This is a genomic window from Streptomyces coerulescens, from assembly GCF_042657965.1.
In the GTDB taxonomy this organism is placed as follows: domain Bacteria; phylum Actinomycetota; class Actinomycetes; order Streptomycetales; family Streptomycetaceae; genus Streptomyces; species Streptomyces coerulescens.
This window is the reverse complement of the sequence record NZ_JBHSKM010000022.1, coordinates 1-23,341: the sequence shown is the minus strand read 5'-3', so window position 1 is coordinate 23,341 and position 23,341 is coordinate 1. Positions and strand designations below refer to the sequence as shown.

Genomic DNA, 23,341 nt, shown 5'->3' with positions numbered 1-23,341 from the left:
CGCTCTGTGGGACATGTTTCACCTCATCCGGTTCATCTCTCTGGCGAAAGGTTTGTTCATGAGGTGGACGGGACACATGGCGCACAATCGGGCGCACGGGCGTCGTTGTGATCCTGTGATCCGACTGTGATCCGGTTCGCATCCGCGCGTGTGTGCAACGAGATCGAACTTCTGGGCGTCCTTTTCCGTACAGGCTCTGCGGAGGGCAGGGGGCCCTCCTGGGTCTCGTCTGCGTGTCAAGGTTTATGCCGATTTGAACACTTTCCGCTAGGCCTTGGTTCCGCAGAGTGAATAAGGGGCTCAATAGCAGATCTCGGCTTGACTCGCCCGGAGCAGCACACTTGTAATTTCACTCGTGTCGTTCAGCCGGAATCGGTAACGGCCGCATCACGGGGACGCGAAAGACAGACGAGGGGCGCACATGACCGAGCTGGTGCAGCAACTGCTGGTCGACGACGCGGACGAGGAACTCGGCTGGCAGGAGCGCGCGCTGTGCGCCCAGACCGACCCCGAGTCCTTCTTCCCTGAGAAGGGCGGCTCCACCCGCGAGGCCAAGAAGGTCTGCCTCGCCTGTGAGGTCCGCTCCGAGTGCCTCGAATACGCCCTCGCCAACGACGAGCGCTTCGGAATCTGGGGCGGTCTGTCCGAACGGGAGCGCCGACGGCTGAAGAAGGCGGCCATCTGACCGCACACCGGCCGTCTGACCGCACACCGGTCGTCCGGCCGGTCGTGGGCCCGGCCGCAGGACCGAGCGGCCCCACGCACATACGTCTCGAACAGGTCTCGAACGGCCCGTCGCAGGTGGGTTATCCACAGGCGGCGGGCCGCCGTGATGCCCAGCCGATAGTGTGGTCGCTCGTCCGAGACGCCCCGGTGTCCCCTCGGGGCACGGGCGTCCACCGCAGTCCATCGAACCGGGGCCCGTACCTCGATGTCCGTGCACAGCCACACGGCAGCCCAGCACGACTCCGCTGCCACACCTGAGTTCCCGCGTCATGTGGTGACGGCGGTGCTCGTCTCCCACGACGGCGCCCGCTGGCTGCCCGACGTGCTCGCCGGGCTGCTCGGCCAGGAGCGTCCCGTCCAGTTCGCCGTCGCGGCCGACACCGGCAGCGCGGACACCTCCGCGCAGCTGGTCACCGACGCCCTGGGCGCCGACCGCGTACTGCACCTGGCGCGGCGCACCGGATTCGGCCAGGCCGTCGAGGAGGCCAACCGCACCGCCCCCCTCCTCACCCCGGACGAGCTGACGTATCTCAAACGCCCCAGCGGCTGGGACCCCGTCACGCGCACCTGGCGCGACGACGCCTACGACATGCCCGAACTCCCCCACGGGGAACCGGTCCAGTGGCTGTGGCTCCTGCACGACGACTGCGCCCCCGAACCCGACGCCCTGGCCCAGCTGCTGCGCGTCGTGGAGAACGAGCAGGAGCTGGGGCGCGACGACGTCGCCGTCGTCGGCCCGAAGCTGCGCGGCTGGTACGACCGCCGCCAGCTGCTGGAGGTCGGCGTCACCATCGCCAACTCCGGCCGCCGCTGGACCGGCCTGGACCGCCGTGAACAGGACCAGGGCCAGCACGACCATGTGCGCCCGGTGCTGTCCGTGTCCACCGCGGGCATGCTCATCCGGCGCGACGTCTTCGAGGAGCTCGGCGGCTTCGACCGGCGACTGCCCCTCATGCGGGACGACGTCGACCTGTGCTGGCGCGCCACCGCCGCCGGGCACCGCGTCCTCATCGCCCCCGAGGCGGTCGTACGGCACGCCGAGGCATCGTCCCGCGAGCGCCGCACCGTCGACTGCGTGGGCCGCACCGCCGCCTCCCCGCACAAGGTCGACAAGGCCGGCGCCGTCTACACCCTGCTCGTCAACACCCGCACCGCCGTATTGCCCTGGGTGCTGCTGCGCCTCGTCCTCGGCACCGTCGTGCGCACGCTCGCCTACCTCGTCGGCAAGGTCCCCGGACAGGCCCTCGACGAGATCCGCGGCCTCATGGGCACCCTGCTGCGCCCCGAGCGGATCATCGCCGGCCGGCGCAGGCGGGGGCGCCCCGTCATCGACAAGGCCGAGATGCGGGCCCTGTTCCCGCCGCCCGGCGCGACCGTGCGGGCCACCGTCGAACAGGCCGCGAGCAGCGTCGTCGGCCGCTCCGACCCCGAGGTGACCTCCGGCGCGGGACGGCACGGCAGCGCCGTCGAATCCGGACCCGGCGGCGACGACGCGGACTTCCTGGAGATAGAACAGTTCGCGCGCCTCAAGCGCGTCGCCCGCAAGCCCGGCCCGGTGCTCTTCCTGGTGCTGCTGTTCGTCTCGCTCATCGCCTGCCGCGAGCTCCTCGGCAGCGGCGCGCTCGCGGGCGGCGCCCTGCTGCCCGCCCCGGCCGAATCCGCCGAGCTGTGGTCCCGCTACCTCGACTCCTGGCATCCGGTGGGCGCCGGCGGCACCCCGTCCGCGCCGCCGTACCTCGCGCTGGTGGCGATGCTCGCCTCCACCCTGCTGGGCTCGACCGGGCTCGCGGTCACGGTGCTGCTGGTCTGCTCGGTGCCGCTGGCCGGATTCACCGCCTACTTCGCCTCCCGCCCGCTCGTCGAGTCGCGTCTGCTGCGCGCCTGGGCGGCCGTCGTCTACGCCTTCCTGCCCGCCGCCACCGGCGCCCTCGCCGGCGGCCGCATCGGCACCGCCGTACTCGCCATCCTGCTGCCGCTCATCGCCCGCGCGGGCATCGCGGCCAGTGGCCTGGCGAACAGTTCCGATGCGCGCGGCAGTTGGCGCGCCACCTGGGCCTACGCCCTGCTGCTGACGATCGCCACGGCCTTCACGCCGATCATCTGGCCCATCGCACTGCTCCTCGGCATCGGACTGCTCGCGGTCCGGCGCACCGACATCACGGCGTACGGCCTGCGTTTCCTGGCCCAGTTCGGGGTGCCCCTGCTGGTGCTCGCGCCCTGGTCGCTGTCGCTGCTGCCGTTCGGCTTCTTCCGCGAGGCCGGTCTGGAGTACGGCGCCTCGACCGCGTCCGCCCTGGACCTGCTCGGCGCCAGCCCCGGCGGGCCCGGCACCGTCAGCGGACTGATGCTGATCGGCGTCGTGCTGGCCGCGCTGGCCGCCCTGCTGCGCTCCGAGCGTCAGCTCGGCATCCGGACGGCCTGGGCGGTCGCCCTGCTGGGTTTCGTCTTCGCGGTCCTGTCCAACAGCTCCACCTGGGCCGGCCCCGCGACCCTCGTCTACGGCATCGCCCTGCTGGCCGCCGCCCTGCTCGGCGCCGACGGGGCACGCTCGCGTGTGGCCGAGCAGAGCTTCGGCTGGCGTCAGCCGGTCGCCGCGCTGATCGCCTTCACCGCGGCGGCGGGCCCGCTGCTCGTCGCCGCCGGCTGGATGATCCGCGGTGCCGACGGACCGCTGGAGCGGCGTGACCCCGTGCAGGTGCCCGCGTTCGTCGCCGAGGAGAGCGGCACCCGCGACCAGGCCCGCACCCTCGTCCTCGACAGCGACTCCTCGGCCCACGTCGGCTACATGCTCGTGCGCGGCTCCGGCGCCCGCCTCGGCGACGCCGAACTGGCCGTGGCCGACGGGGAGAACGCCAAGCTCGACAAGATCGTCGCCAACCTCGTCGCCGGTTCCGGCGCCGACCAGGCGGACCAGCTGGGCGCGTTCGCCGTGCGCTACGTCCTCGTCCACAAGGGCGCACCGCGCGACGTCACGCGCGTGCTGGACGCCACGCCGGGACTGTCGCGGCTGAGCCAGCAGCACGGCAGCGCGCTGTGGCGGATCGACCGCCAGGTGTCGCGGGCGGCCATCGTCGCGGGGTCCGGTTCCGGCAGCGCGGCCGGTGAGCCCGTACCGGTCGCCGCCGGGCCCGTCGAGATCCACACCACGATCCCGGCCGGCTCCGACGGACGAGTGCTGCGGCTCGCCGACAGCGTCGACGACGGCTGGACGGCCACGCTCGACGGCAAGGAGCTCGCCCGGACCACGATCGACGACTGGGCCCAGGGCTTCGAGCTGCCCGCCGAGGGCGGCAGACTGGACGTCACCTACGACGACCCGATCGGCCACACCGCCTGGCTGTGGATCCAGGGCTTCCTCGCGCTCGTGCTCGTCGTGATGGCACTGCCCGGACGCCGCCGTGACATCGACGACGACCTGCCCGAGGAGACCCCCGTCCCGGCCGAGGCCATGGCGGGCGAAGGACGCCGCGCCCGCCGGCTGCGCGCCCAGGCCGAGGCCGAAGAAGGGGGCCAGGGCGGCGAGTTCCCGCCGCCTCCCGCGCAGGCGCCGTCCACTCCCATCCCGCAGCAGCCGCCCTACGGAGAGTGGGACACGCCCAGCTACGCCGGCGCCGACTACGGCGACTACGGCGGCGAGCAGTACCAGGGCGGCCAGGCCGGCCGGCAGTATCCAGCGGGCGGCGCCTACGACCAGGGGTATCAGGCGGATCCGTACCAGGGCGGCCAGTACGACCCGTACGCGTACGGCGGGCAGGCACAGGACGGGTCGTACGACCCCTCGTACGACCAGACGTACCAGCAGGGTTACGACGCCACGTACGACCCGGCGCAGCAGCATCAGCACGGCAGCGAGCGTTCCGACGGGAGCCAGCAGTGAACCGCACCACCCTGTCCCTCATCGCCGGCGTCGGTGCCCTCGCCGCCGTCACCGGGTTCGCGGCGCTGACGTCACCGGACGCGTCCGGTGCGAGCCCCACGAAGGCGGCGGCCGAGCTGCCGGTGGAGCGTACGAGTCTGGTGTGTCCGGCGCCGAGCAGTTCGGACCTCGCCGAGACGACGTACACCTCGTTCACGCCGGTCACCAAGGGCACGGCGGGCGACGGCAAGGCGCAACTGCTGCCCGCGGGCGAGGAGTCGGGAGCCGGCGGCAAGAACAGCGAGGACCAGAAGGACGAGAAGTCCGGCAAGGGCGGCAAGACAGCCTCCGCCGACAAGCCCGTCCTAGCGGCTAAGGAGCCGGGGAAGCCGGTGAGCGAGGACGCCTCCGGCGCCGACTCGCCCGCGCTCGTCGGGACCGCCGACGGGAAGTTCGCGCCCGGGTGGACCGTGCAGCAGACCACGCAGGTAGCGGCGGGCACCGGGCGTGGGCTCCAGGGCGTCAACTGCACCGCGCCGGACACCGAGTTCTGGTTCCCGGGTGCCAGCACGGCTCCCGACCGCACGGACTACGTGCACCTGACGAACCCCGACGACTCCGCCGCGGTCGTCGACATCGAGCTGTACGGCAAGGACGGGGCCCTGGAGACCACGGTGGGGGAGGGGATTACGGTCCAGCCGCACTCCGGCGAGCCGATACTCCTGTCCACGCTCACCAGTGAGAAGGCCGACAACGTCACCGTGCACGTGAGCGTGCGCAGCGGTCGGGTCGGCGCCTCGGTGCAGGCGCTGGACGACAAGCTCGGCGGGGACTGGCTCGCGGCGTCCGTCGATCCCACGGGCAGCCTGGTGCTGCCCGGTATCCCCAAGGACGCCACGGCCGTGCGGCTGGTCGTGTTCGCGCCGGGGGAGGAGGACGCGGACCTGAAGGTGCGGCTCGCTTCGCCGACCGGGTCGATCACGCCCGCCGGGAACGAGACGTTGCACGTCAAGGGCGGGATGACCAGCGCGGTGGATCTCGGTGACGTGATGCGGGGCGAGCCGGGGTCCCTCGTGCTGACGCCCTCGGACCACTCCGTGCCCGTGGTCGCGGCGCTGCGGGTGGTGCGCGGAAAGGGCGCCAAGCAGGAGACGGCGTTCATCCCGGCCGGCCGTGCCGTCGGTACGCGCGCGACGGTCGTGGACAACCGCGAGAAGGGCTCCACGCTGTCCGTGACGGCGCCGTCCGGTGCGGCGGAGATCAAGGTCACCGCGTCGGCGGGGAGCGAGGGCGGCGCGGCGGTGTCGAAGACGTACACGGTCAAGTCCGGTACCACCCAGGAGGTGGAGCTGCCCGTCCCGAACGGTCTGAAGGGCACGTACGCCCTCACGGTCGAGACGGTGTCGGGCGGGCCGGTGTACGCCTCCCGCACGCTGACGTCGTCGGAGAACGGGGTGTCCGGCTTCACCGTGCAGACGCTGCCGGACGACCGGGGGATGGTGGCCGTGCCCGAGGCGGACGAGGACCTGTCGGTCCTGCAGAAGTGAGGACCTGCCGGTCCGGCAAGAAGTAGTGGCGGTGGCGCGGGTGGCCGTCAGTCCTCGCCGTAGCGCGGGTCGACCGTCTCCGGCGTGAGGCCCAGCAGCTCCGCCACCTGTTCCACGACCACCTCGTGGACCAGCGCCGCCCGCTCGTCCCGGCCCTTGGTGCGGATCTCCACCGGGCGGCGGTAGATGACCACGCGCGCGGGGCGTCCCTCGCGGGCGGCGATCGTGCCGCCCAGGGGGACCGCCTCGTCGTTCCAGGTCCGGCCGTCGAGGCGGGGGACCTCGAGGACGAGGAAATCGATGTCGGTCAGCTGCGGCCAGCGGCGTTCGAGGCGCTCCACCGAGTCCTGCACCAGGTCCGCGAAGACATCGGCGCGGCTGGCGGCGAGGGGGACCTGGGGTGGTGCGATCGGGCCGCGCATGCCCCGGCCGTGGCGATCACGACGGCGGGGCCCGGGGCCGGCGGCACGGGGCGGTACAGGGGTGTCCATCACTGATGAAGGGTAGTCCTCGCGGCAGGCACGTGTCCGATCGTGGTGCCCGGGCGGGAGCGGCGTCCCTCCGGTCCGTACGGCATGTCGGCAGATGACCATTCCAGCCAAGCTTGGGCTCGATTCCGTATCTCTCCGAGACCGTCGAAGTCGAGGTAAATGATGGGTTTTGTGGTGAGTAGTGACCGGTTCTGTCGCGGTCCGGTATTCCGCAACGCGGCTTTTGGGCAGGTCAGGAAGGTGGGACAACAGGGGCGCACGGGATGCGGCACAACACGACACGGTGGGGTGACCTGGGGGAGAGTCATCGCGGCCCGCTCAAGAGTGCGGTACCGTCCAACGTCGTGAGCCCTGTACGTCGCTGTTCGCGCACCGCTTGCGGCCGTCCCGCCGTCGCGACGCTGACGTACGTCTACGCCGACTCGACCGCGGTCCTCGGCCCGCTCGCCACCTACGCCGAACCCCACTGCTACGACCTCTGCGCCGAGCATTCCGAACGCCTCACCGCCCCGCGCGGGTGGGAGGTCGTACGCCTGCTGGACGGCTCCGCTCCGGCCCGCCCGAGCGGGGACGACCTGGAAGCGCTTGCCAACGCCGTGCGCGAGGCGGCCCGTCCGCAGGAGCGGGCGGCCGAGGCCGGTGGGGGCGGTGGCCGGGGCGCCGACCCGATGGAGGTCGCGCGTCGGGGTCATCTCAGGGTGCTGCGCTCGCCCGACAACTGACGGTCGGTTCCCTTCGTCTGGCTTCGCCTCCCGCCTTCGTCGTGCCCTTGCTGTGTCTTCGTTTGGTTGAGTGCTGCACAAGCATTGACGGGTAGTTGTCGCGGACACGACCATTCCGTATGCCGGAACGAGAAATCGCTTTCCGCATGGCGGAATCCCGGAGGTGCCCGTGTACATCCAGGAACTGGAGCCCGTAGCAGGCTCACTGGGGCTGTCCGCCCTCGTGGCGGCCCTGCCCCTGGTGATCGTGCTCGTCCTGCTGGGCGGGGTCCGGATGAAGGCGCATCTCGCGGGGCTCACCGGGCTTCTGGCGGCCGTACTGGTCGCCTGGCTCGCGTACGGCATGCCGCTCGACCAGACGCTCTCCAGCGGCGCCCAGGGAGCCGTCTTCGGGCTCTTCCCCATCCTGTGGATCGTCGTCAACGCCCTGTGGGTGTACCGGATGACCGTCCGCACGCGGCACTTCGACATCCTCAGGCGGTCGTTCGGACGGCTGTCGGACGATCCGCGCATCCAGGCGCTCGTCATCGCCTTCTGCTTCGGCGCCCTGCTGGAGGCCCTCGCCGGGTTCGGGGCGCCCGTCGCGATCTGCTCGGTCATGCTGGTGGCGCTCGGGTTCGAGCCGGTGCGCGCGGCCGTCGTCGCGCTGGTCGCCAACACGGCGCCCGTCGCCTTCGGCGCGATGGGCACGCCCGTGGTGACGCTCGCCCAGGTCACCGGGCTGCCGTTGGACGACGTGGCCTCCGTGGTCGGCCGCCAGACGCCCCTGCTGGCGCTGGTCGTGCCGCTCGTGCTGGTCGGGCTCGTGGACGGCAGGCGCGGGCTGCGGGAGACCTGGGTGCCCGCCCTGGTGTGCGGAGTCGCCTTCGCCGTCGCCCAGTTCGCCGCCTCGAACTACGTCTCCGCGCAACTCGCCGACATCGGCGCCGCCTTGGCCGGCGCGGGCGCCCTGGTCGCCGTACCGCACGCACGCGTGCCGGCCACCGAGGCCGTACGCGCGTCCGTGCTGACCGGTTCGCGCAGCGAGGAACTGGACGAGGCGGACCCGCGCGGGGAGGTCGTGCGTGCCTACGCGCCCTACGCCCTGATCGTCGTGATCTTCTCCCTCGCCCAGATCCCGGTGGTCAAGGACTGGCTGGCCGGGGCGACCCGGACGCAGGACTGGCCCTTCCTGAACGTCGCGAACCCGGACGGCGAGGCGGTCAGCGGCAATGTCTTCAGCTGGCCGATCGTGTCCACCGGCGGCACGCTCGTGCTGATCGCCGGGCTGTTCACCGCGGTCGTTCTCGGCGTGCACGCGCGCGTGGCCGTCAAGGAGTGGGCCGCCACCGTGCACGAGCTGCGGTTCGCCATCCTGACCGTGACGTCCGTGCTCGCGCTCGCCTACGTCATGAACCTGTCCGGGCAGGCCGCCACCATCGGCCACTTCGTGGCGGCGGCCGGCGCCGGGCTCGCCTTCCTGTCGCCGGTGCTCGGCTGGTTCGGGGTGGCGGTGTCCGGGTCGGACACCTCGGCCAACGCGCTCTTCGGGGCGCTGCAGGTGACGGCCGCGCGGGAGTCCGGCCTTTCGCCGGAACTCCTGGCCGCCGCCAACAGTTCAGGAGGTGTGCTCGGCAAGATGATCTCGCCGCAGAACCTCACCATCGCGTGCGCGGCCGTGGGACTCGCGGGCAAGGAGGGCGACCTGCTGCGGCGGGTGCTGCCGTGGAGCCTGGGGCTGCTGCTGGTGATGTGCCTGATCGTCGTCGGACAGAGTTCACCGGTGCTGGGCTGGATGCTGCCCTGACCTCGAGGTTACGGCTCGGGGTCCACTCAGCGGGCGCCCGGCGCGCTGTCGGTGCGGGCGGGTAGTTTGTCGGTGACCGACAGGATGTTCAGGGAGGGGTGGCCGTGGCTGCTGATCTGTCACAGCTGGTGAAGGCGTACGACGTGCGCGGGGTCGTACCGGATCAGTGGGACGAGTCACTGGCCGAGCTCTTCGGCGCCGCCTTCGTCCGGGTGACGGACGCGAGCGCGATCGTGATCGGCCATGACATGCGCCCCTCGTCGCCCGGCCTGTCCCGCGCCTTCGCGCGCGGCGCGGCCGCTCAGGGCGTCGACGTCACCGAGATCGGCCTGTGCTCCACGGACCAGCTCTACTACGCCTCCGGCGCGCTGAACCTGCCGGGCGCGATGTTCACGGCCTCGCACAACCCGGCCCAGTACAACGGCATCAAGCTGTGCCGCGCCGGCGCCGCCCCGGTCGGCCAGGACACCGGCCTGGCCGAGATCCGCGAACTGGTGGAGAACTGGACCGAGTCGGGTGCCCCGGCCCCGGCCGCGGAGGCGGGCGGGATCACCGGGCGCGACACGCTCGCGGACTACGCGACCCACCTCCGCTCCCTCGTCGACCTGACCTCCGTCCGCCCCCTGAAGGTCGTCGTCGACGCGGGCAACGGCATGGGCGGCCACACCGTGCCGACCGTGTTCGGCGGCCTCCCGCTGGACGTCGTCCCGATGTACTTCGAGCTGGACGGCACGTTCCCGAACCACGAGGCGAACCCGCTGGACCCGGCCAACATCGTGGACCTCCAGAAGCGGGTCCGTGCCGAGTCCGCCGACCTGGGCATCGCCTTCGACGGCGACGCCGACCGCTGCTTCGTCGTCGACGAGCGCGGCGAGCCCGTCTCCCCGTCCGCCATCACCGCCCTGGTGGCCTCGCGCGAGCTCGCCAAGAACGGCGGCGAGGGCACGATCATCCACAACCTGATCACCTCCTGGTCGGTCCCGGAGGTCGTCAGGGAGAACGGCGGCAGCCCGGTCCGCACCCGCGTCGGTCACTCCTTCATCAAGGCCGAGATGGCGAAGTCCGGTGCGATCTTCGGCGGCGAGCACTCCGCCCACTACTACTTCAAGGACTTCTGGAACGCCGACACCGGCATGCTGGCCGCCCTCCACGTCCTCGCCGCCCTCGGCGGCCAGGAGGGCCCCCTGTCCGGCCTGGTCGCCCAGTACGACCGCTACGTCGGCTCCGGCGAGATCAACTCCACCGTCACCGACCAGACGGCCCGCCTCGCCGCGATCAGAACGGCCTACGAAGGCCGTGACGACATCCAACTGGACAACCTCGACGGCCTGACCGTCACCTCCACCGACTGGTGGTTCAACGTCCGCCCCTCCAACACGGAGCCCCTGCTCCGCCTCAACGCGGAGGCCCGGGACGAGGCGACGATGAGAAAGGTACGGGACGAGGCGCTGGCGATCATCAGAGGCTGAGCCGCGGTGGGTGGCTTGGGGCGCCGGGCGGGGGGCCTGCCTGCCCGGCGAAGTCCCAACCCCGGCACCCCGCCCCCACCGGCGGTACGCTGACCAGGCACATCCGCACGCACGCCCGTACCCCCGACCCCCACCCCAGAAGGGACCCGCCATGCCGCTGGAAGCCGGCCTCCTGGAGATCCTCGCCTGCCCGGCCTGCCACGCCTCCCTCAAGGAGCAGGAAGCCGAGCTGATCTGCACCGGCCAGGACTGCGGCCTGGCCTACCCGGTCCGCGACGGCATCCCCGTCCTCCTCGTCGACGAGGCCCGCCGCCCCGCATAACAGGGCCCCACAGCCGAGGGGTCAACGCCGCCGTACCGGAGGCCACGGTCAGCAGACCCGGCATCACGCCATGGCCACACCCACGGCAACACCCACGGCAACAACGACACCCCGCACGAAGAAGCCAACCCACAGCCGCCCCGGCAACGCACCGTCCGCCCAGACCCAGCGGCGCCCCAGCAACGCACAGCCGCCCAACACCCCGCACAACAGACCCCAAAGAAACCCGGCGATCGGAGGCCGTCGCCCATGCTCGACGAATCGCTGCTCGACACGCCGGCGGCACTCGCCGAAGCCGATCGCCGTGCCCTGCTCCGCGGCGCGGCCGAAGCCGGCGCCCGCGTCCGCACCGCCCTCCGGCACGCCGCCGAGGCAGGCGTGAACGACCTCAAGCCGGACGGCCGCCCCCGAGCCATCCTCATCGCGGGCCCCGGCGCCGCCGCCATCTGCGTCGCCGACCTCCTCGGCACCCTCGCCGGCGCCACCAGCCCGGTCACCCGACTGGACCCGGCCGGCGTGGCCCCCGCCGCGGGCGCCCTGCGCTGGGAGCTCCCCGGCTGGGCCGGCTCCGTGGACCTCCTGCTGATCGCCACCCCCGACGGCACCGAGCCCGGCCTCTCCCTGCTCGCCGAGCAGGCCTACCGCCGCGGCTGCACGGTCGTCACCGTGGCCCCCGCCGGCACCCCCCTCACCGAGGCGACACACGGCAACCACGGCCTGTTCGTGCCGATGGCGACCGCCCCGTACGAGCAGGACGAGACCCTCGCCGCCTCCGCCCCCGGCGTCCTGTGGGCCCTGCTCACCCCGCTCCTCGCACTCCTCGACCGCACCGGTCTGCTCACCGCCCCGCCCGACGCCGTCGAGAAGGTCGCCGACCGCCTCGACCACATCGCCGAGCGCTGCGGCCCCGCCATCGCGACGTACAGCAACCCCGCCAAGACCCTCGCCGCCGAACTCGCCGACGCGCTCCCGCTGATCTGGACCGAGGGCGTCTCCGCCGGCCCGGCCGGCCGCCGCTTCGCCGCCGCGCTCGCCGAGCTCTCCGGCCACCCCGCCCTCGTCGCCGAACTGCCCGAGGCACTCGCCTCGCACAGCGCCCTGCTCGCAGGACGCCTCGCGGCGAGCGCGGACCCCGACGACTTCTTCCGGGACCGCGTGGAGGAGACACCGGCGCTGCACGCGCGCGTGGTCCTGCTGCGCGACCGCCCGATCGGCGGCCTCACCGCCGCGCCCGCGGCCCGGGACCTCGCCCTCAGCCACGACACACCGATCAGCGAGCTGGAGCCGGAACCCGGCGATGAGCTGGAGACCCTCGCCGAACTGATCGCCATCACGGATTTCGCCGCCGTTTACCTGGCGCTCGCCTCGGGGGCCTGATCTGTCCCTGGGCGCCCTGACAGCCGTACGCCGACGGAACCGGCAGACGTACACCAGGCGAACCGGCGTCCTCCACGAAGAACCCGTGTACCCGCGTACTCGTACCCGCGTACCCGCGCACCAGCAGAGAGCAGGCTGACAACCGCATGGACCGCCTCGACAACACCGTCCGCCCCTACGCCTGGGGTTCCACCACCGCGATCCCGACCCTCCTCGGCGTCGAGCCGACCGGCGAACCGCAGGCGGAGATGTGGATGGGCGCGCACCCGGGCGCACCTTCGCGCACCGGGCGCGGCACCCTCGTCGAGGTGATCGAGGCCGACCCGGAGCGCGAACTGGGCGCGAGGGCGGTCGCGAAGTTCGGCCCCCGCCTCCCCTTCCTCCTCAAGATCCTCGCCGCCGGCGCCCCGCTCTCCCTCCAGGTGCACCCCGATCTGGCGCAGGCGAAGGAGGGTTACGAGGACGAGGAGCGCCGCGGCATCCCGATCGACGCCGGCCACCGCAACTACAAGGACGCCAACCACAAGCCGGAACTGATCTGCGCGCTCACCGAGTTCGACGGCCTGTGCGGCTTCCGCGACCCCCTGCGGACCGCCGACCTCCTGGACGGCCTCGGCATCGACTCCCTCAAGCCGTACGTAGACCTGCTGCACGCCCACCCCGAGGAAGCGGCCCTGCGCGAGGTGCTCACCGCGATCCTCAGCGCCGACCCGGACGAGATGGCCCACACCGTCGCCGAGGCCGCGGCCGCCTGCTCCCGCCTCGGCGGCGAGTACGCCCCGTACGCCGACATCGCCCATCACTACCCCGGCGACCCCGGCGTCATCGCCGCCATGCTCCTCAACTACGTCCGCCTCCAGCCCGGCGAGGCCCTGTTCCTCGGCGCCGGCATCCCGCACGCGTACCTGAACGGCCTCGGCGTCGAGATCATGGCCAACTCCGACAACGTCCTGCGCTGCGGCCTGACCCCCAAGCACGTCGACGTCCCCGAACTCCTGCGCATCGTCCGCTTCGAGGCGGGCGACGCGGGAGTGCTGCGCCCCGAGGCCGCCCCGGACGGCGAAGAGGTCTACGAGACCCCGATCGACGAGTTCCGGCTGTCCCGGTACGTCCTCCCGGAGGGCACCACCGCCCACGACCTCACCCGCGCGACCCCGCAGATCCTGCTCTGCACGGCGGGTGCCGTCCGCGCCGGGGAGCACGAGCTGACGCCGGGCCGTTCCGTCTTCGTACCGGCGGGTGAGAAGGCCGAAGTGTCCGGAGCCGGCACGGTCTTCCGGGCCACCGTCGTCGCCTGACCGAGGGCATACGACGACCCGGCGCACCATTGTCGGACCGGGCTGCAACAATGGCCCACCGGCAAAGGAAGGGCAAAGCCGATGGGCGCGCACGCTCCCCTCGACGAGGCCCCGCACGGCGCACCGGCGTACGTAGGAAGCTCACGCAGGCCACGAAGGCTACGAAGGCGAAGGGACAACGCGACACATGAGCGCGTCAGGCGGTACCAAAGCGATCGTGGCGGCACTCGCCGCCAACCTCGCGATCGCGGCATCGAAGTTCGTGGCGTTCGCGTTCAGCGGTTCGTCGTCGATGCTCGCCGAGGGCGTGCACTCGCTCGCCGACTCGGGCAACCAGGCCCTGCTGCTGGTCGGCGGCAAGAAGGCCCAGCGCGAGGCGACCCCGCAACACCCCTTCGGCTACGGCCGCGAGCGCTACATCTACGCCTTCCTCGTCTCGATCATCCTCTTCTCCGTCGGCGGCATGTTCGCCCTCTACGAGGGCTACGAGAAGATCAAGCACCCGCACGAGGTCGAGCACTGGTACTGGCCCGTCGGCGTCCTCGTCTTCGCGATCATCGCCGAGGCCTTCTCCTTCCGCACGGCCATCAAGGAGTCCAACGTCCTGCGGGGCCGGAAGTCCTGGAAGGAGTTCGTCCGCCACGCCAAGGCGCCCGAGCTGCCCGTCGTCCTCCTGGAGGACCTCGGCGCGCTGGTCGGCCTGGTTCTCGCCCTGGGCGGCGTCGGCCTGGCGCTGATCACCGGCGACGGCGTCTGGGACGGCATCGGCACGATCTGCATCGGCATCCTGCTCGTCCTGATCGCGGTCGTCCTGGCCATCGAGACCAAGTCGCTGCTGCTCGGCGAGTCCGCGGACGTCGAGGTCGTCGGCAAGATCGAGGCCGCCGCCGTCGACGGGGACGTCGTCACTCGCATCATCCACATGCGCACGCTCCACCTCGGCCCCGAGGAGCTCCTGGTCGCCGCCAAGATCGCGGTGAAGCACGACGACACGGCCGCCGAGGTCGCCTCCGCGATCGACGCCGCCGAGGCCCGCATCCGCGAGGCCGTCCCGATCGCCCGCGTCATCTACCTGGAGCCCGACATCTACAGCGAGGCCGAAGCGGCCAAGGGCGCCGACCGCGAGGCCACGCCCGGGGGCCCGGCACAGCACGGCACCGATCACTGACACGTACGGTGACGGGGCCCGCCGAGTCGATCGGCGGGCCCCGTTGTCATTGCCGCGGTGCCGGTGTCATTCGCCGCGGTGCCGTTGTCATTGCCCGTGGCGCCGGCTGTTCGGTTGTCATACCGGTGGTTGCTGCCGGCTGTTCGGTCGTCATGCCGGGATTTGCCAGTTCGGGGTGATCGGCGCCGGTCTGCGCCGCCGTACGACCCGGGCGGCGATCCCCAGCCCGACCCCGGCCAGTATCAGCACCGCCCCGAGCGCGATCGCCGTACCGACGACGGCAGGCACGGTATAGCCGTCGGTCACGCGCCCCCGGATCTCGGACTCGGCGAACGTCCCGCCCCGGTCGTCGAGAAAGGCCCGCGAATCACGGGCGTTCGCCCGGTTGTCACCCAGCAGGAACAGCCGCCCCTCGGGAACCCGCACGTCGTAGGCCGGAATCCCGAACCCGCCGCCCGCCTCCCCGCCCTTCAGATACGGCTCCTCGATCGGCTTCCCGTTCACGGTGACGCGCGCGGCCGTCCCCGTCCCGGTGCAGCACGCCACGCGATCGCCGCCCACCCCGATGACCCGCTTGACCACCAGCGCGTCGAAGCCGTACCGCTCCGGCGCCGAGAACAGCACGACGTCCCCGCGTCGCACCTCGTCCCCGCCGGTCCGCTCATAGAAGATCCGGTCACCCGGCTCGTACGTCGGCGCCATGCTCTCGCTCGACACGACAGCGCCGCCGAGCTCGAGCCGCGCGTACGCAACTCCGCCCAGCCCCAACACCAGCCCCAGCAGCCCCACTACGACGGCCGCAACCCCAAGTCTCCGCCCCGCACCGGACATTACGCCCCTCCCCAAACGGCCTCTCCGACGGCGGAGCGTACCTGCACCTCTAGGACCCGACAGCGCGGGCCCCGCGCCCCCCATGAAGGCGGGCCCGGGCCCTATCCATGAAAACGTGGGCCCACGCCTTACCCATGAACGCGGGCCGGCGCCATGCCATGGGCCCGCGCCCTACGCATGAACGCGGGCCCACGCCCTACCCATGAAGGCGGGCCCGCGCCCTACGCATGAAGGCGGGCCCGCGCCCTACGCATGAAGGCGGGCCCGCGCCCTACGCATGAAGGCGGGCCCACGCCCTACGCATGAAGGCGGGCCCACGCCCTACGCATGAAGGCGGGCCCACGCCCTACCCACGAAGGCGGGCCCGCGCCCTTACAAATGAACGCGGACCCGCCCACCCGGCTAGCCGACCTCGCGCAGCACCCCGAGCACGGCCGGCTCGTCCGGCGCCACCAGCAGCCGCTCCCGGAACTCCGCGTCCATCAACTTCCGCGACAGCAGCGCCAGAATCCGCAGATGCTCGTCCCCGGCGGCCGCCTCCGGTACGGCGATCATGAACACGAGCCTCGCCTTCGTACCGTCCGGCGAGCCCCACTCGACGCCCTCCGCGGACCCCGCGAAACCGACGACCGGCGCGCTCACCGCGTCCGTCTTGGCATGCGGAATCGCGATCTCCTCACCGAGCCCGGTCGTCCCCTGCTCCTCCCGGCGCAGCGCCGTCGCCACGAGTTCGTCCGGATCCACGACCTTGCCGGTCCGCCCCAGCAGCTCCGCCATCTCACGGATCGCGGACTCCTTGTCACCGGCGTCGAGCCGAACCTTCACGGTCTGCTCGGTGACATACCCGGAGAGGACCTCGTCAGAGGCGCCGTCGCCGTCGCCCTCGGCGTTGCCCTCGGCGCCGCTGTCACCGTCGCTCTCGCCTTCGCCGTCGGCCTCATCGGCCGACTGGCCGGCGCCGGTCCCCCCGGCCCCTGCGGCGGAAGCGCCGCCCGGGACGACAGCGTCGGCGGACTCGGCCGAGCCGGCCTGCTGCGGCACGCCCCCCTGCGCCCCGACGCCAGCTCCCACCAGCACAGCCTCACGCGCACCGACGCCCAGACCGGAACCCGCGTCCCCGCGCCGCCTGCGCTCACCCAGGTCGACGAGGGCGACCGTCGTCAACGCGGTGACGACCGAGCCGATCACCACGGCCACGAAGAACATCGGCACGCCGCTCACCGCACCCAGCACGGCCACGATCGGCCCGCCGTGCGGCACCGCGTCCTCGACGCCGGCGACCCCGGCGATCGCACCGGCGACCGCGCCGCCCAGCATGTTGGCGGGGATGACCTGCGCGGGCCGCGCCGCCGCGAACGGGATCGCGCCCTCGGAGATGCCGAAGCAGCCCATGAACAGCGAGGCGAGCCCGGTCTCCCGCTCCTGCTCGGTGTACAGCCGCTTCCGTATCAGCGTGGCCAGACCCTGACCGAGCGGCATGACGGGGATGGCCGCGGCGCACATGCCCATGACCGTCTGGTTGCCGGTCGCGATAAGCCCGGCGCCGAACAGGAACGCCGTCTTGTTGACCGGTCCGCCCATGTCGAACGCGATCATCAGCCCGAGAATCGCCCCGAGCAGGATCGCGCTCGTGCCGGTCATCCCGCTGAGCCAGTCGGTCAGGTTCTCGAACACCCAGGAGATCGGCTCGCCGATGACGTAGATGAAGAACATGCCCAGCACCGTGGTCGCGACGATCGGGATCACGATGATCGGCATGATCGGCTGCGCGAACTTCGGGACCTTGACCTTCTTGATCCACAACACCAGATACCCGGCGAGGAACCCGGTCACGATCGCACCGATGAACCCGGCGCCCGCCTTGGAGTCGTACAGCTCACCGGTGTTGGCGATCCAGCCGCCGACCATGCCGGGCACGAGGGCCGGCCGATCCCCGATGGCGTACGCGATGTAGCCGGACAGGATCGGCACCATCAGCGTGAAGCCGATGACGCCGATGTTGTTCACGTCCATCCAGAAGGAGTCCTTCGGGATGACCAGACCGCCGGACGGGTCCGTGTGCCCGCCGAGCGACAGCGAGATCGCGATCAGCAGCCCACCGACCACGACGAACGGGATCATGTAACTGACCCCGTTCATCAGCGCCTTGTACCCGACGCTGCGCTCCTTGCCACCGCCGGACGCGGGAGCTGTGGGGGCGCTCCCCGCCGCGTGCACGGGCGCCGACATCACACGCTCGATCAGCTGCTCGGGATGGCGAATACCTTCGGCCACCCCCACGCTCAGCACCCGCTTGCCCGCGAAACGGCTCAGGTCCACGTCCTTGTCCGCGGCGATGATGATGCCGTCGGCGTGGTTGACATCGTTGTCATCGAGGACGTTCTCAGCCCCGATGGATCCCTGGGTCTCCACCTTCATGTCGATGCCACGACTCTCGGCAGCCTGCGCGAGCTTCTCGGCTGCCATATATGTGTGGGCGATGCCGGTCGGGCACGCGGTCACGGCAAGCAGCTTCAACCGCTGCTGCTCACCGCCGCTGCCCGTGGGGGGAGGGCCGGCCGGAATGGTCACGTCGATCTCCTAACGCCATTGTCATGCGGAAACGCCGTCCCGGGCGCCCCACAAGATCGATCAGATGTTCCGATCTGCAGGCATCCTGCCCCACCTCCCCGCAAGCTCAAAGGGGCAAAGTTCCCGGAACATCCCGGTCTGCCGCCACCTGTGAACCGTTCGTTGGTGTCCTGTTATCGCTCCCGCACGCGACCGTCACCCGACCCGCCACCCTCCCACGAGCGCCCCCTCGACCCACCCCACCGCCCTCCACCTCGATGGAGACAGCTGTTCGGAGGCGGAATGAGGGCGGCCGGGCGTCCCGGTGTAGCTTGGAACCAGCCAGACGTCGCTGCTGATGGCGGTCGGGCGGTCCCGATACGGACCGGCCGAGGGAGAGAGGGCCTCCGACGGACTGCGCTGCGCGTACGCGGGCATGCCTGTGTCCTCTTCGGGCGCCCCGATGTCCGCCGCCGCGCAGACCAGCCGTACCCACCCTCGACCCACACCCCGAGGAGCAGCACGCAATGACGACTGTCGAGAACCGACAGGACTTCAAGGTCGCCGACATCTCCCTCGCCGCGTTCGGCCGCAAGGAGATCACCCTCGCCGAGCACGAGATGCCCGGCCTGATGGCGATCCGCAAGGAGTACGCCGAGACCCAGCCGCTGGCCGGTGCCCGCGTCACCGGCTCCCTGCACATGACCGTGCAGACCGCCGTCCTCATCGAGACCCTGGTCGCCCTCGGCGCCGAGGTCCGCTGGGCCTCCTGCAACATCTTCTCCACCCAGGACCACGCCGCCGCCGCGATCGCGGTCGGCCCGAACGGCACGCCCGAGAACCCCCAGGGCGTCCCGGTCTTCGCCTGGAAGGGCGAGACCCTGGAGGAGTACTGGTGGTGCACGGAGCAGGCCCTGACCTGGCCGAACAGCCCCACCGGCGGCCCGAACATGATCCTGGACGACGGCGGTGACGCCACCCTCCTCGTCCACAAGGGTGTCGAGTACGAGAAGGACGGCAAAGTCCCCTCCGTCGACACGGCCGAGTCCGACGAGCACCGCGTCATCCTCGAACTCCTGCACCGCACCATCACGGACGGTTCGCAGAAGTGGACCCAGCTGGCGTCCGAGATCCGCGGCGTCACCGAGGAGACCACCACCGGCGTCCACCGCCTGTACGAGATGCAGCGAGACGGCGACCTCCTCTTCCCCGCGATCAACGTGAACGACGCCGTCACCAAGTCGAAGTTCGACAACAAGTACGGCTGCCGCCACTCCCTGATCGACGGCATCAACCGTGCCACCGACGTCCTGATCGGCGGCAAGACCGCGGTCGTCTGCGGCTACGGCGACGTGGGCAAGGGCTGCGCCGAGTCCCTGCGCGGCCAGGGCGCCCGCGTGATCATCACCGAGATCGACCCAATCTGCGCCCTCCAGGCGGCGATGGACGGCTACCAGGTCACGACCCTCGACGAGGTCGTCGACAAGGCCGACATCTTCATCACCACGACCGGCAACAAGGACATCATCATGGCCTCGGACATGGCCAAGATGAAGCACCAGGCGATCGTCGGCAACATCGGTCACTTCGACAACGAGATCGACATGGCCGGCCTCGCCAAGGTCCCGGGCATCGTCAAGGACGAGGTCAAGCCGCAGGTCCACACCTGGACCTTCCCCGACGGCAAGGTCCTCATCGTCCTGTCCGAGGGCCGCCTGCTGAACCTGGGCAACGCGACCGGTCACCCGTCCTTCGTGATGTCCAACTCCTTCGCGGACCAGACCCTGGCCCAGATCGAGCTGTTCACGAAGCAGGACGAGTACCCGATCGGCGTGTACACGCTGCCCAAGCACCTGGACGAGAAGGTCGCCCGCCTCCACCTGGACTCGCTCGGCGTGAAGCTGACGACGCTCCGCCCGGAGCAGGCCGCCTACATCGGCGTCGAGGTCGAGGGCCCGTACAAGTCGGACCACTACCGCTACTGAGCGGAGCCGAGCCGGTTCCGCGGCACGACCCCGCTTCGCAACGGCAGTTCCTCCGAGGCAGGCCCCCGCACCCCCGTGTCGGGGGCCTGCCCCTTCGGTCCACATGGCCGGCCCACGTAGCCTCATCAGCCGAAGAGGCCGGGACCAGCCCGTCCGTCAAGCCCCAGGACCCCGATGCCCCGCGGCCGTTATTCGCTCCACGATCCGCACGATCACACCCCCCTCGCAGAAGAACACTTCCACTGCGCCCCCGGCCCTTCCGGCTGGCGCTACGTATCCCAGCTGACCACCCCCGAGGGCGATCACAGCGGCTCCGTCGACCTTGCCCTGGACGAACTGGGCCGCCCCATCCGCCTCGAACTCCACGCCGGAGGCTGGCAGGTACGCGGCGCCGCCCTGGACGGCGTCACCTGGGTACGCACCGACCCCACCGGAGTCCACGCCACGGAAGGCAATGTGCGCGCCCACGCCTTCACCGGCACGTCTCCCGCGTTCCTCATCGCCACCACCCGTCTCCTCCGCCTCACCCATTCCGCCTCGGCCACCCGCGTCCGCCTCGTGGCCTTCACGGATCCGGTCCTCGCCCCGCGCACCGTGGACCAGTCCTGGGCCTTGGTGGAAAGACAAACACACGCCACTGACAACGGCCCCCTGACCGTGGACGAATACCAGGTCACAGCCCTGGACACGGGCGAGCAGCACGCCGTGCACATCTCCGGCGACGTGGTCCTCGCGGCGCCCGGCATCGAGTTGGAGGACCTGGAGTCACCGCCGTCGACGCTCGCTTGAGCCGGTCAGGCAGGAGGAGCGAAGCCCGTGGCAGGCGGGCCGTCCGACGACGCATCCTGCGAAGCCGGAGCGGCCGACTGCCGTACGGCGTCCCGCGCGACCGATGATTGCCCGGCAGACGCCGGCGCCACGTACGGACCACCGCCCGGGGCAACACCCCCGCCGTACCCGGCCGGCGCCGGCGGAGGAGCCGGCGAAGCCACAGCGGCCCCATTGCCGAAGGCGCGCCGCGCCTCCCGAGCCTGCCGCTCCTGAAGCACCGCAGCCAGATAGGCGGCCGGCGGTACACCGTGCGGCGCCGGAGCGCCCGTGCGCCCCGCCAGATCCGTCGCGAGCCGCTCGCCCATGCTCCAGGCGACCTGCGGATCGAGCTGCTGCATCCGCGTCAGGTACTGACGAATGGCGAGCCACAGGCCATCGGGGACCGCCGACAGGTCGAGCCCCGAGAACCGCCCGGCCAACCACGGCGGAGGCGGCGGAACGAAGCCCGCGCGCGTGAGGGGCACGCGCTCCCGAACGACGAGAGTCCCGGCGAACACATCACCGAGCCGCCGCCCGCGCGCGGACACCAGCGAAGCGATGACGGCCACGACACCGAGCGTCATCAGAATCTCGATCACACCGATGAGGCCCCGCACCAGCGCGTGCCGGAACCGGATCGGCCCGCCGTCGTCACGCACCACCCGCAGCCCACAGGCCAACTTCCCGAGCGAACGCCCATGGCTGAGCGTCTCGACCGCAATCGGCCCGCCGACCAGCACCAACACGAACATGGCGATGGACAGCGCGGTCTGCGCCGCCTCGTCCAGAGAAGCGGTGGCGATCACGACACCCGTCGTCACGACGAGGTAGGCGATGAACGCCACGGCCAGATCGAGCAGCACGGCCAGCGCCCTGCTGGGCAGCTTCGCAGGGCGCAACTCCAGCGCCACCGCCTCGCCCGTCACCAGCTCACTCACGCCGTCCGTCCTTCCCCTGACCTGCCTTTGGAATGGCCAGTCTGCCAAGCTGAGGGCGCATCGCGCCGCAGTACGACAAGCTGACGTCCAACGACGAGTCGCCGACGAACAGCCGGGGAGCAGAAAAGCAGATGGACCTCGACGTCTTCGTCACCGCCCACCGTGCCGAGTGGGACCGCCTCGACACCCTCCTCGGACGCCAGCGCCGCCTGACCGGCGCCGAGGCCGACGAACTCGTCGCCCTCTACCAGCGCACCGCCACTCACCTGTCCCTGATCCAGTCCAGCGCACCCGACCCCCAGCTGACCGGCCGGCTCAGCCAACTCGTGGCACGCGCGCGTAGCGCGGTGACAGGCACACGCCGCGCCTCTTGGCGCGACGTCACACGCTTCCTCACCAACGGCTTCCCGGCCGCGGTCTACCGAGCGCGCCACTGGTGGGTACCCACGGCACTCCTGTCCACCCTCATAGCGGCCCTCCTTGGCTGGTGGATAGGCACCCACCCCGAAGTGCAGGCCACGATCGCGGCCCCCAGCGAACTACGCGAGCTCACCCGCCCGGGCGGTCAGTACGAGACGTACTACTCCAGCCACCCCGCAGCCTCCTTCGCGGCCCAGGTCTGGACGAACAACGCCTGGGCAGCCGCCCTCTGCCTGATCCTCGGCGTCTTCCTGGGCCTCCCGGTCCTCTGGATCCTCTTCCAGAACATGCTGAACCTCGGAGTGGGCTTCGGCCTGATGTCGTCAGCCGGCCGCCTTGACACCTTCCTCGGCCTCATCCTTCCGCACGGCCTACTCGAACTGACAGCGGTCTTCGTAGCCGCCGGCACCGGCCTGCGCCTCGGCTGGACACTCATCGACCCCGGCCCCCGCACCCGACGATCAGCCCTCGCCGAAGAAGGCCGGGCCGCAATCGGCATGGCAATCGGCCTAGCCCTGGTCCTCTTCATATCCGGCGCCATCGAAGGCTTCGTCACTCCCTCGGGCCTGCCCACCTGGGCACGCATCACCATCGGCGTCGTCGCTGAGCTGGCCTTCCTCGCATACGTCTATGTACTCGGCGGCCGTGCCGCGCGCGCCGGAGACACGGGTGACCTTGAGGCAGCGGAACGCAGCGCGGCGGTTCCGACGGCGGCCTGATGTGCGGGCACGCCTCCTGAGCTGCTAGTCTCCTCTTCGCCCCACAAGAGCCGTTGACACGGAGCGAGCGGGGAGGTAGATTCGAACAGTTGCCTGGAAGTGGATGTGAGTCCAGCCGGGCGGAGTGAGAATCTATCTGCTTCAGCGGAACATTGATTCCCGAGAAGCCTCTCCCGATGATTCGGAAATGAGTGGCTGGTCAGTCCGGCCCGAAAGTTCTGATAAAGTCGGAACCGCTGGAAAGGGAAACGCGAGAGCGAGAACCTGGAAAGCACCGAGGAAATCGGATCGGAAAGATCTGATAGAGTCGGAAACGCAAGACCGAA

Annotated in this window: 17 protein-coding genes; 13 read left to right on the top strand and 4 right to left on the bottom strand. The window is 71.0% G+C overall.

From position 1 onward, the window contains the following. Nucleotides 1-421 precede the first annotated feature (421 nt). The 3 genes from ACFPQ9_RS27510 to ACFPQ9_RS27500 all read left to right on the top strand — a co-directional run bounded on the left by ACFPQ9_RS27510 (nt 422) and on the right by ACFPQ9_RS27500 (nt 6,129). Nucleotides 422-685: a WhiB family transcriptional regulator gene (locus ACFPQ9_RS27510; RefSeq protein ID WP_010986447.1), complete on the top strand. Its 264-nt coding sequence runs from the start codon at nt 422-424 to the stop codon at nt 683-685. Nucleotides 686-931: 246 nt separating this feature from the next. Next, a complete protein-coding gene (locus ACFPQ9_RS27505; RefSeq protein ID WP_380858773.1) occupies nt 932-4,603 on the top strand; it encodes a glycosyltransferase family 2 protein in 3,672 nt (1,223 codons plus the stop codon). Continuing rightward, on the top strand, nt 4,600-6,129 hold the full coding sequence (locus ACFPQ9_RS27500) for a DUF5719 family protein (RefSeq protein WP_380858770.1): 1,530 nt from the start codon (nt 4,600-4,602) through the stop codon (nt 6,127-6,129). The genes ACFPQ9_RS27505 and ACFPQ9_RS27500 overlap by 4 nt, the downstream gene beginning before the upstream one ends. 47 nt (nt 6,130-6,176) lie before the next feature. Here the strand turns inward: ACFPQ9_RS27500 and ACFPQ9_RS27495 are convergent, their stop codons facing one another. Further along, nucleotides 6,177-6,620 (bottom strand): metallopeptidase family protein, encoded by a 444-nt coding sequence (locus ACFPQ9_RS27495; RefSeq protein WP_125528256.1) that lies wholly within the window; start codon nt 6,618-6,620, stop codon nt 6,177-6,179. 263 nt (nt 6,621-6,883) lie between these two features. On the opposite strand from ACFPQ9_RS27495, the gene ACFPQ9_RS27490 reads away from it, so the two are divergent. From ACFPQ9_RS27490 to ACFPQ9_RS27460, 7 genes are all read left to right on the top strand, one after another. Next, nucleotides 6,884-7,342: a DUF3499 domain-containing protein gene (locus ACFPQ9_RS27490; RefSeq protein ID WP_380858767.1), complete on the top strand. Its 459-nt coding sequence runs from the start codon at nt 6,884-6,886 to the stop codon at nt 7,340-7,342. Between the two features lie 169 nt (nt 7,343-7,511). After that, nucleotides 7,512-9,128, top strand: coding sequence for an L-lactate permease (locus tag ACFPQ9_RS27485; protein WP_380858764.1), 1,617 nt, complete (start codon nt 7,512-7,514; stop codon nt 9,126-9,128). Nucleotides 9,129-9,232: 104 nt separating this feature from the next. Further along, nucleotides 9,233-10,597 (top strand): phosphomannomutase/phosphoglucomutase, encoded by a 1,365-nt coding sequence (locus ACFPQ9_RS27480; RefSeq protein ID WP_380858761.1) that lies wholly within the window; start codon nt 9,233-9,235, stop codon nt 10,595-10,597. Nucleotides 10,598-10,748: 151 nt separating this feature from the next. After that, nucleotides 10,749-10,919 (top strand): Trm112 family protein, encoded by a 171-nt coding sequence (locus ACFPQ9_RS27475; protein ID WP_093746251.1) that lies wholly within the window; start codon nt 10,749-10,751, stop codon nt 10,917-10,919. Nucleotides 10,920-11,168: 249 nt separating this feature from the next. Then, the gene (locus ACFPQ9_RS27470) at nt 11,169-12,296 is read left to right on the top strand and encodes an SIS domain-containing protein (protein WP_380858757.1); all 1,128 of its coding nucleotides are present in this window, start codon (nt 11,169-11,171) and stop codon (nt 12,294-12,296) included. 146 nt (nt 12,297-12,442) lie between these two features. Beyond that, the gene (gene manA, locus ACFPQ9_RS27465; protein WP_380858754.1) at nt 12,443-13,594 is read left to right on the top strand and encodes a mannose-6-phosphate isomerase, class I; all 1,152 of its coding nucleotides are present in this window, start codon (nt 12,443-12,445) and stop codon (nt 13,592-13,594) included. 187 nt (nt 13,595-13,781) lie between these two features. Next, complete coding sequence (locus ACFPQ9_RS27460; RefSeq protein ID WP_380858751.1) at nt 13,782-14,762, top strand: cation diffusion facilitator family transporter; 981 nt, start codon at nt 13,782-13,784, stop codon at nt 14,760-14,762. Nucleotides 14,763-14,912: 150 nt separating this feature from the next. Here the strand turns inward: ACFPQ9_RS27460 and lepB are convergent, their stop codons facing one another. Continuing rightward, nucleotides 14,913-15,593 (bottom strand): signal peptidase I, encoded by a 681-nt coding sequence (lepB, locus tag ACFPQ9_RS27455; RefSeq protein WP_380858748.1) that lies wholly within the window; start codon nt 15,591-15,593, stop codon nt 14,913-14,915. Between the two features lie 402 nt (nt 15,594-15,995). After that, nucleotides 15,996-18,164: a fructose-specific PTS transporter subunit EIIC gene (locus tag ACFPQ9_RS27450; protein WP_380858745.1), complete on the bottom strand. Its 2,169-nt coding sequence runs from the start codon at nt 18,162-18,164 to the stop codon at nt 15,996-15,998. Nucleotides 18,165-18,670: 506 nt separating this feature from the next. Between ACFPQ9_RS27450 and ahcY the strand changes: the two genes are divergently transcribed. Together ahcY and ACFPQ9_RS27440 are read left to right on the top strand one after the other, a co-directional pair. Next, nucleotides 18,671-20,128 carry an adenosylhomocysteinase gene (gene ahcY / locus ACFPQ9_RS27445; protein ID WP_380858742.1) on the top strand — a complete coding sequence of 486 codons (1,458 nt, stop codon included), beginning with the start codon at nt 18,671-18,673 and terminating at the stop codon, nt 20,126-20,128. 174 nt (nt 20,129-20,302) lie between these two features. Further along, the gene (locus ACFPQ9_RS27440; RefSeq protein ID WP_380858739.1) at nt 20,303-20,917 is read left to right on the top strand and encodes a hypothetical protein; all 615 of its coding nucleotides are present in this window, start codon (nt 20,303-20,305) and stop codon (nt 20,915-20,917) included. Between the two features lie 5 nt (nt 20,918-20,922). Here the strand turns inward: ACFPQ9_RS27440 and ACFPQ9_RS27435 are convergent, their stop codons facing one another. Continuing rightward, complete coding sequence (locus tag ACFPQ9_RS27435; protein ID WP_380858737.1) at nt 20,923-21,876, bottom strand: RDD family protein; 954 nt, start codon at nt 21,874-21,876, stop codon at nt 20,923-20,925. 131 nt (nt 21,877-22,007) lie between these two features. On the opposite strand from ACFPQ9_RS27435, the gene ACFPQ9_RS27430 reads away from it, so the two are divergent. After that, nucleotides 22,008-23,015 (top strand): stage II sporulation protein M, encoded by a 1,008-nt coding sequence (locus ACFPQ9_RS27430; protein WP_380858734.1) that lies wholly within the window; start codon nt 22,008-22,010, stop codon nt 23,013-23,015. The last annotated feature ends 326 nt before the right edge of the window (nt 23,016-23,341 follow it).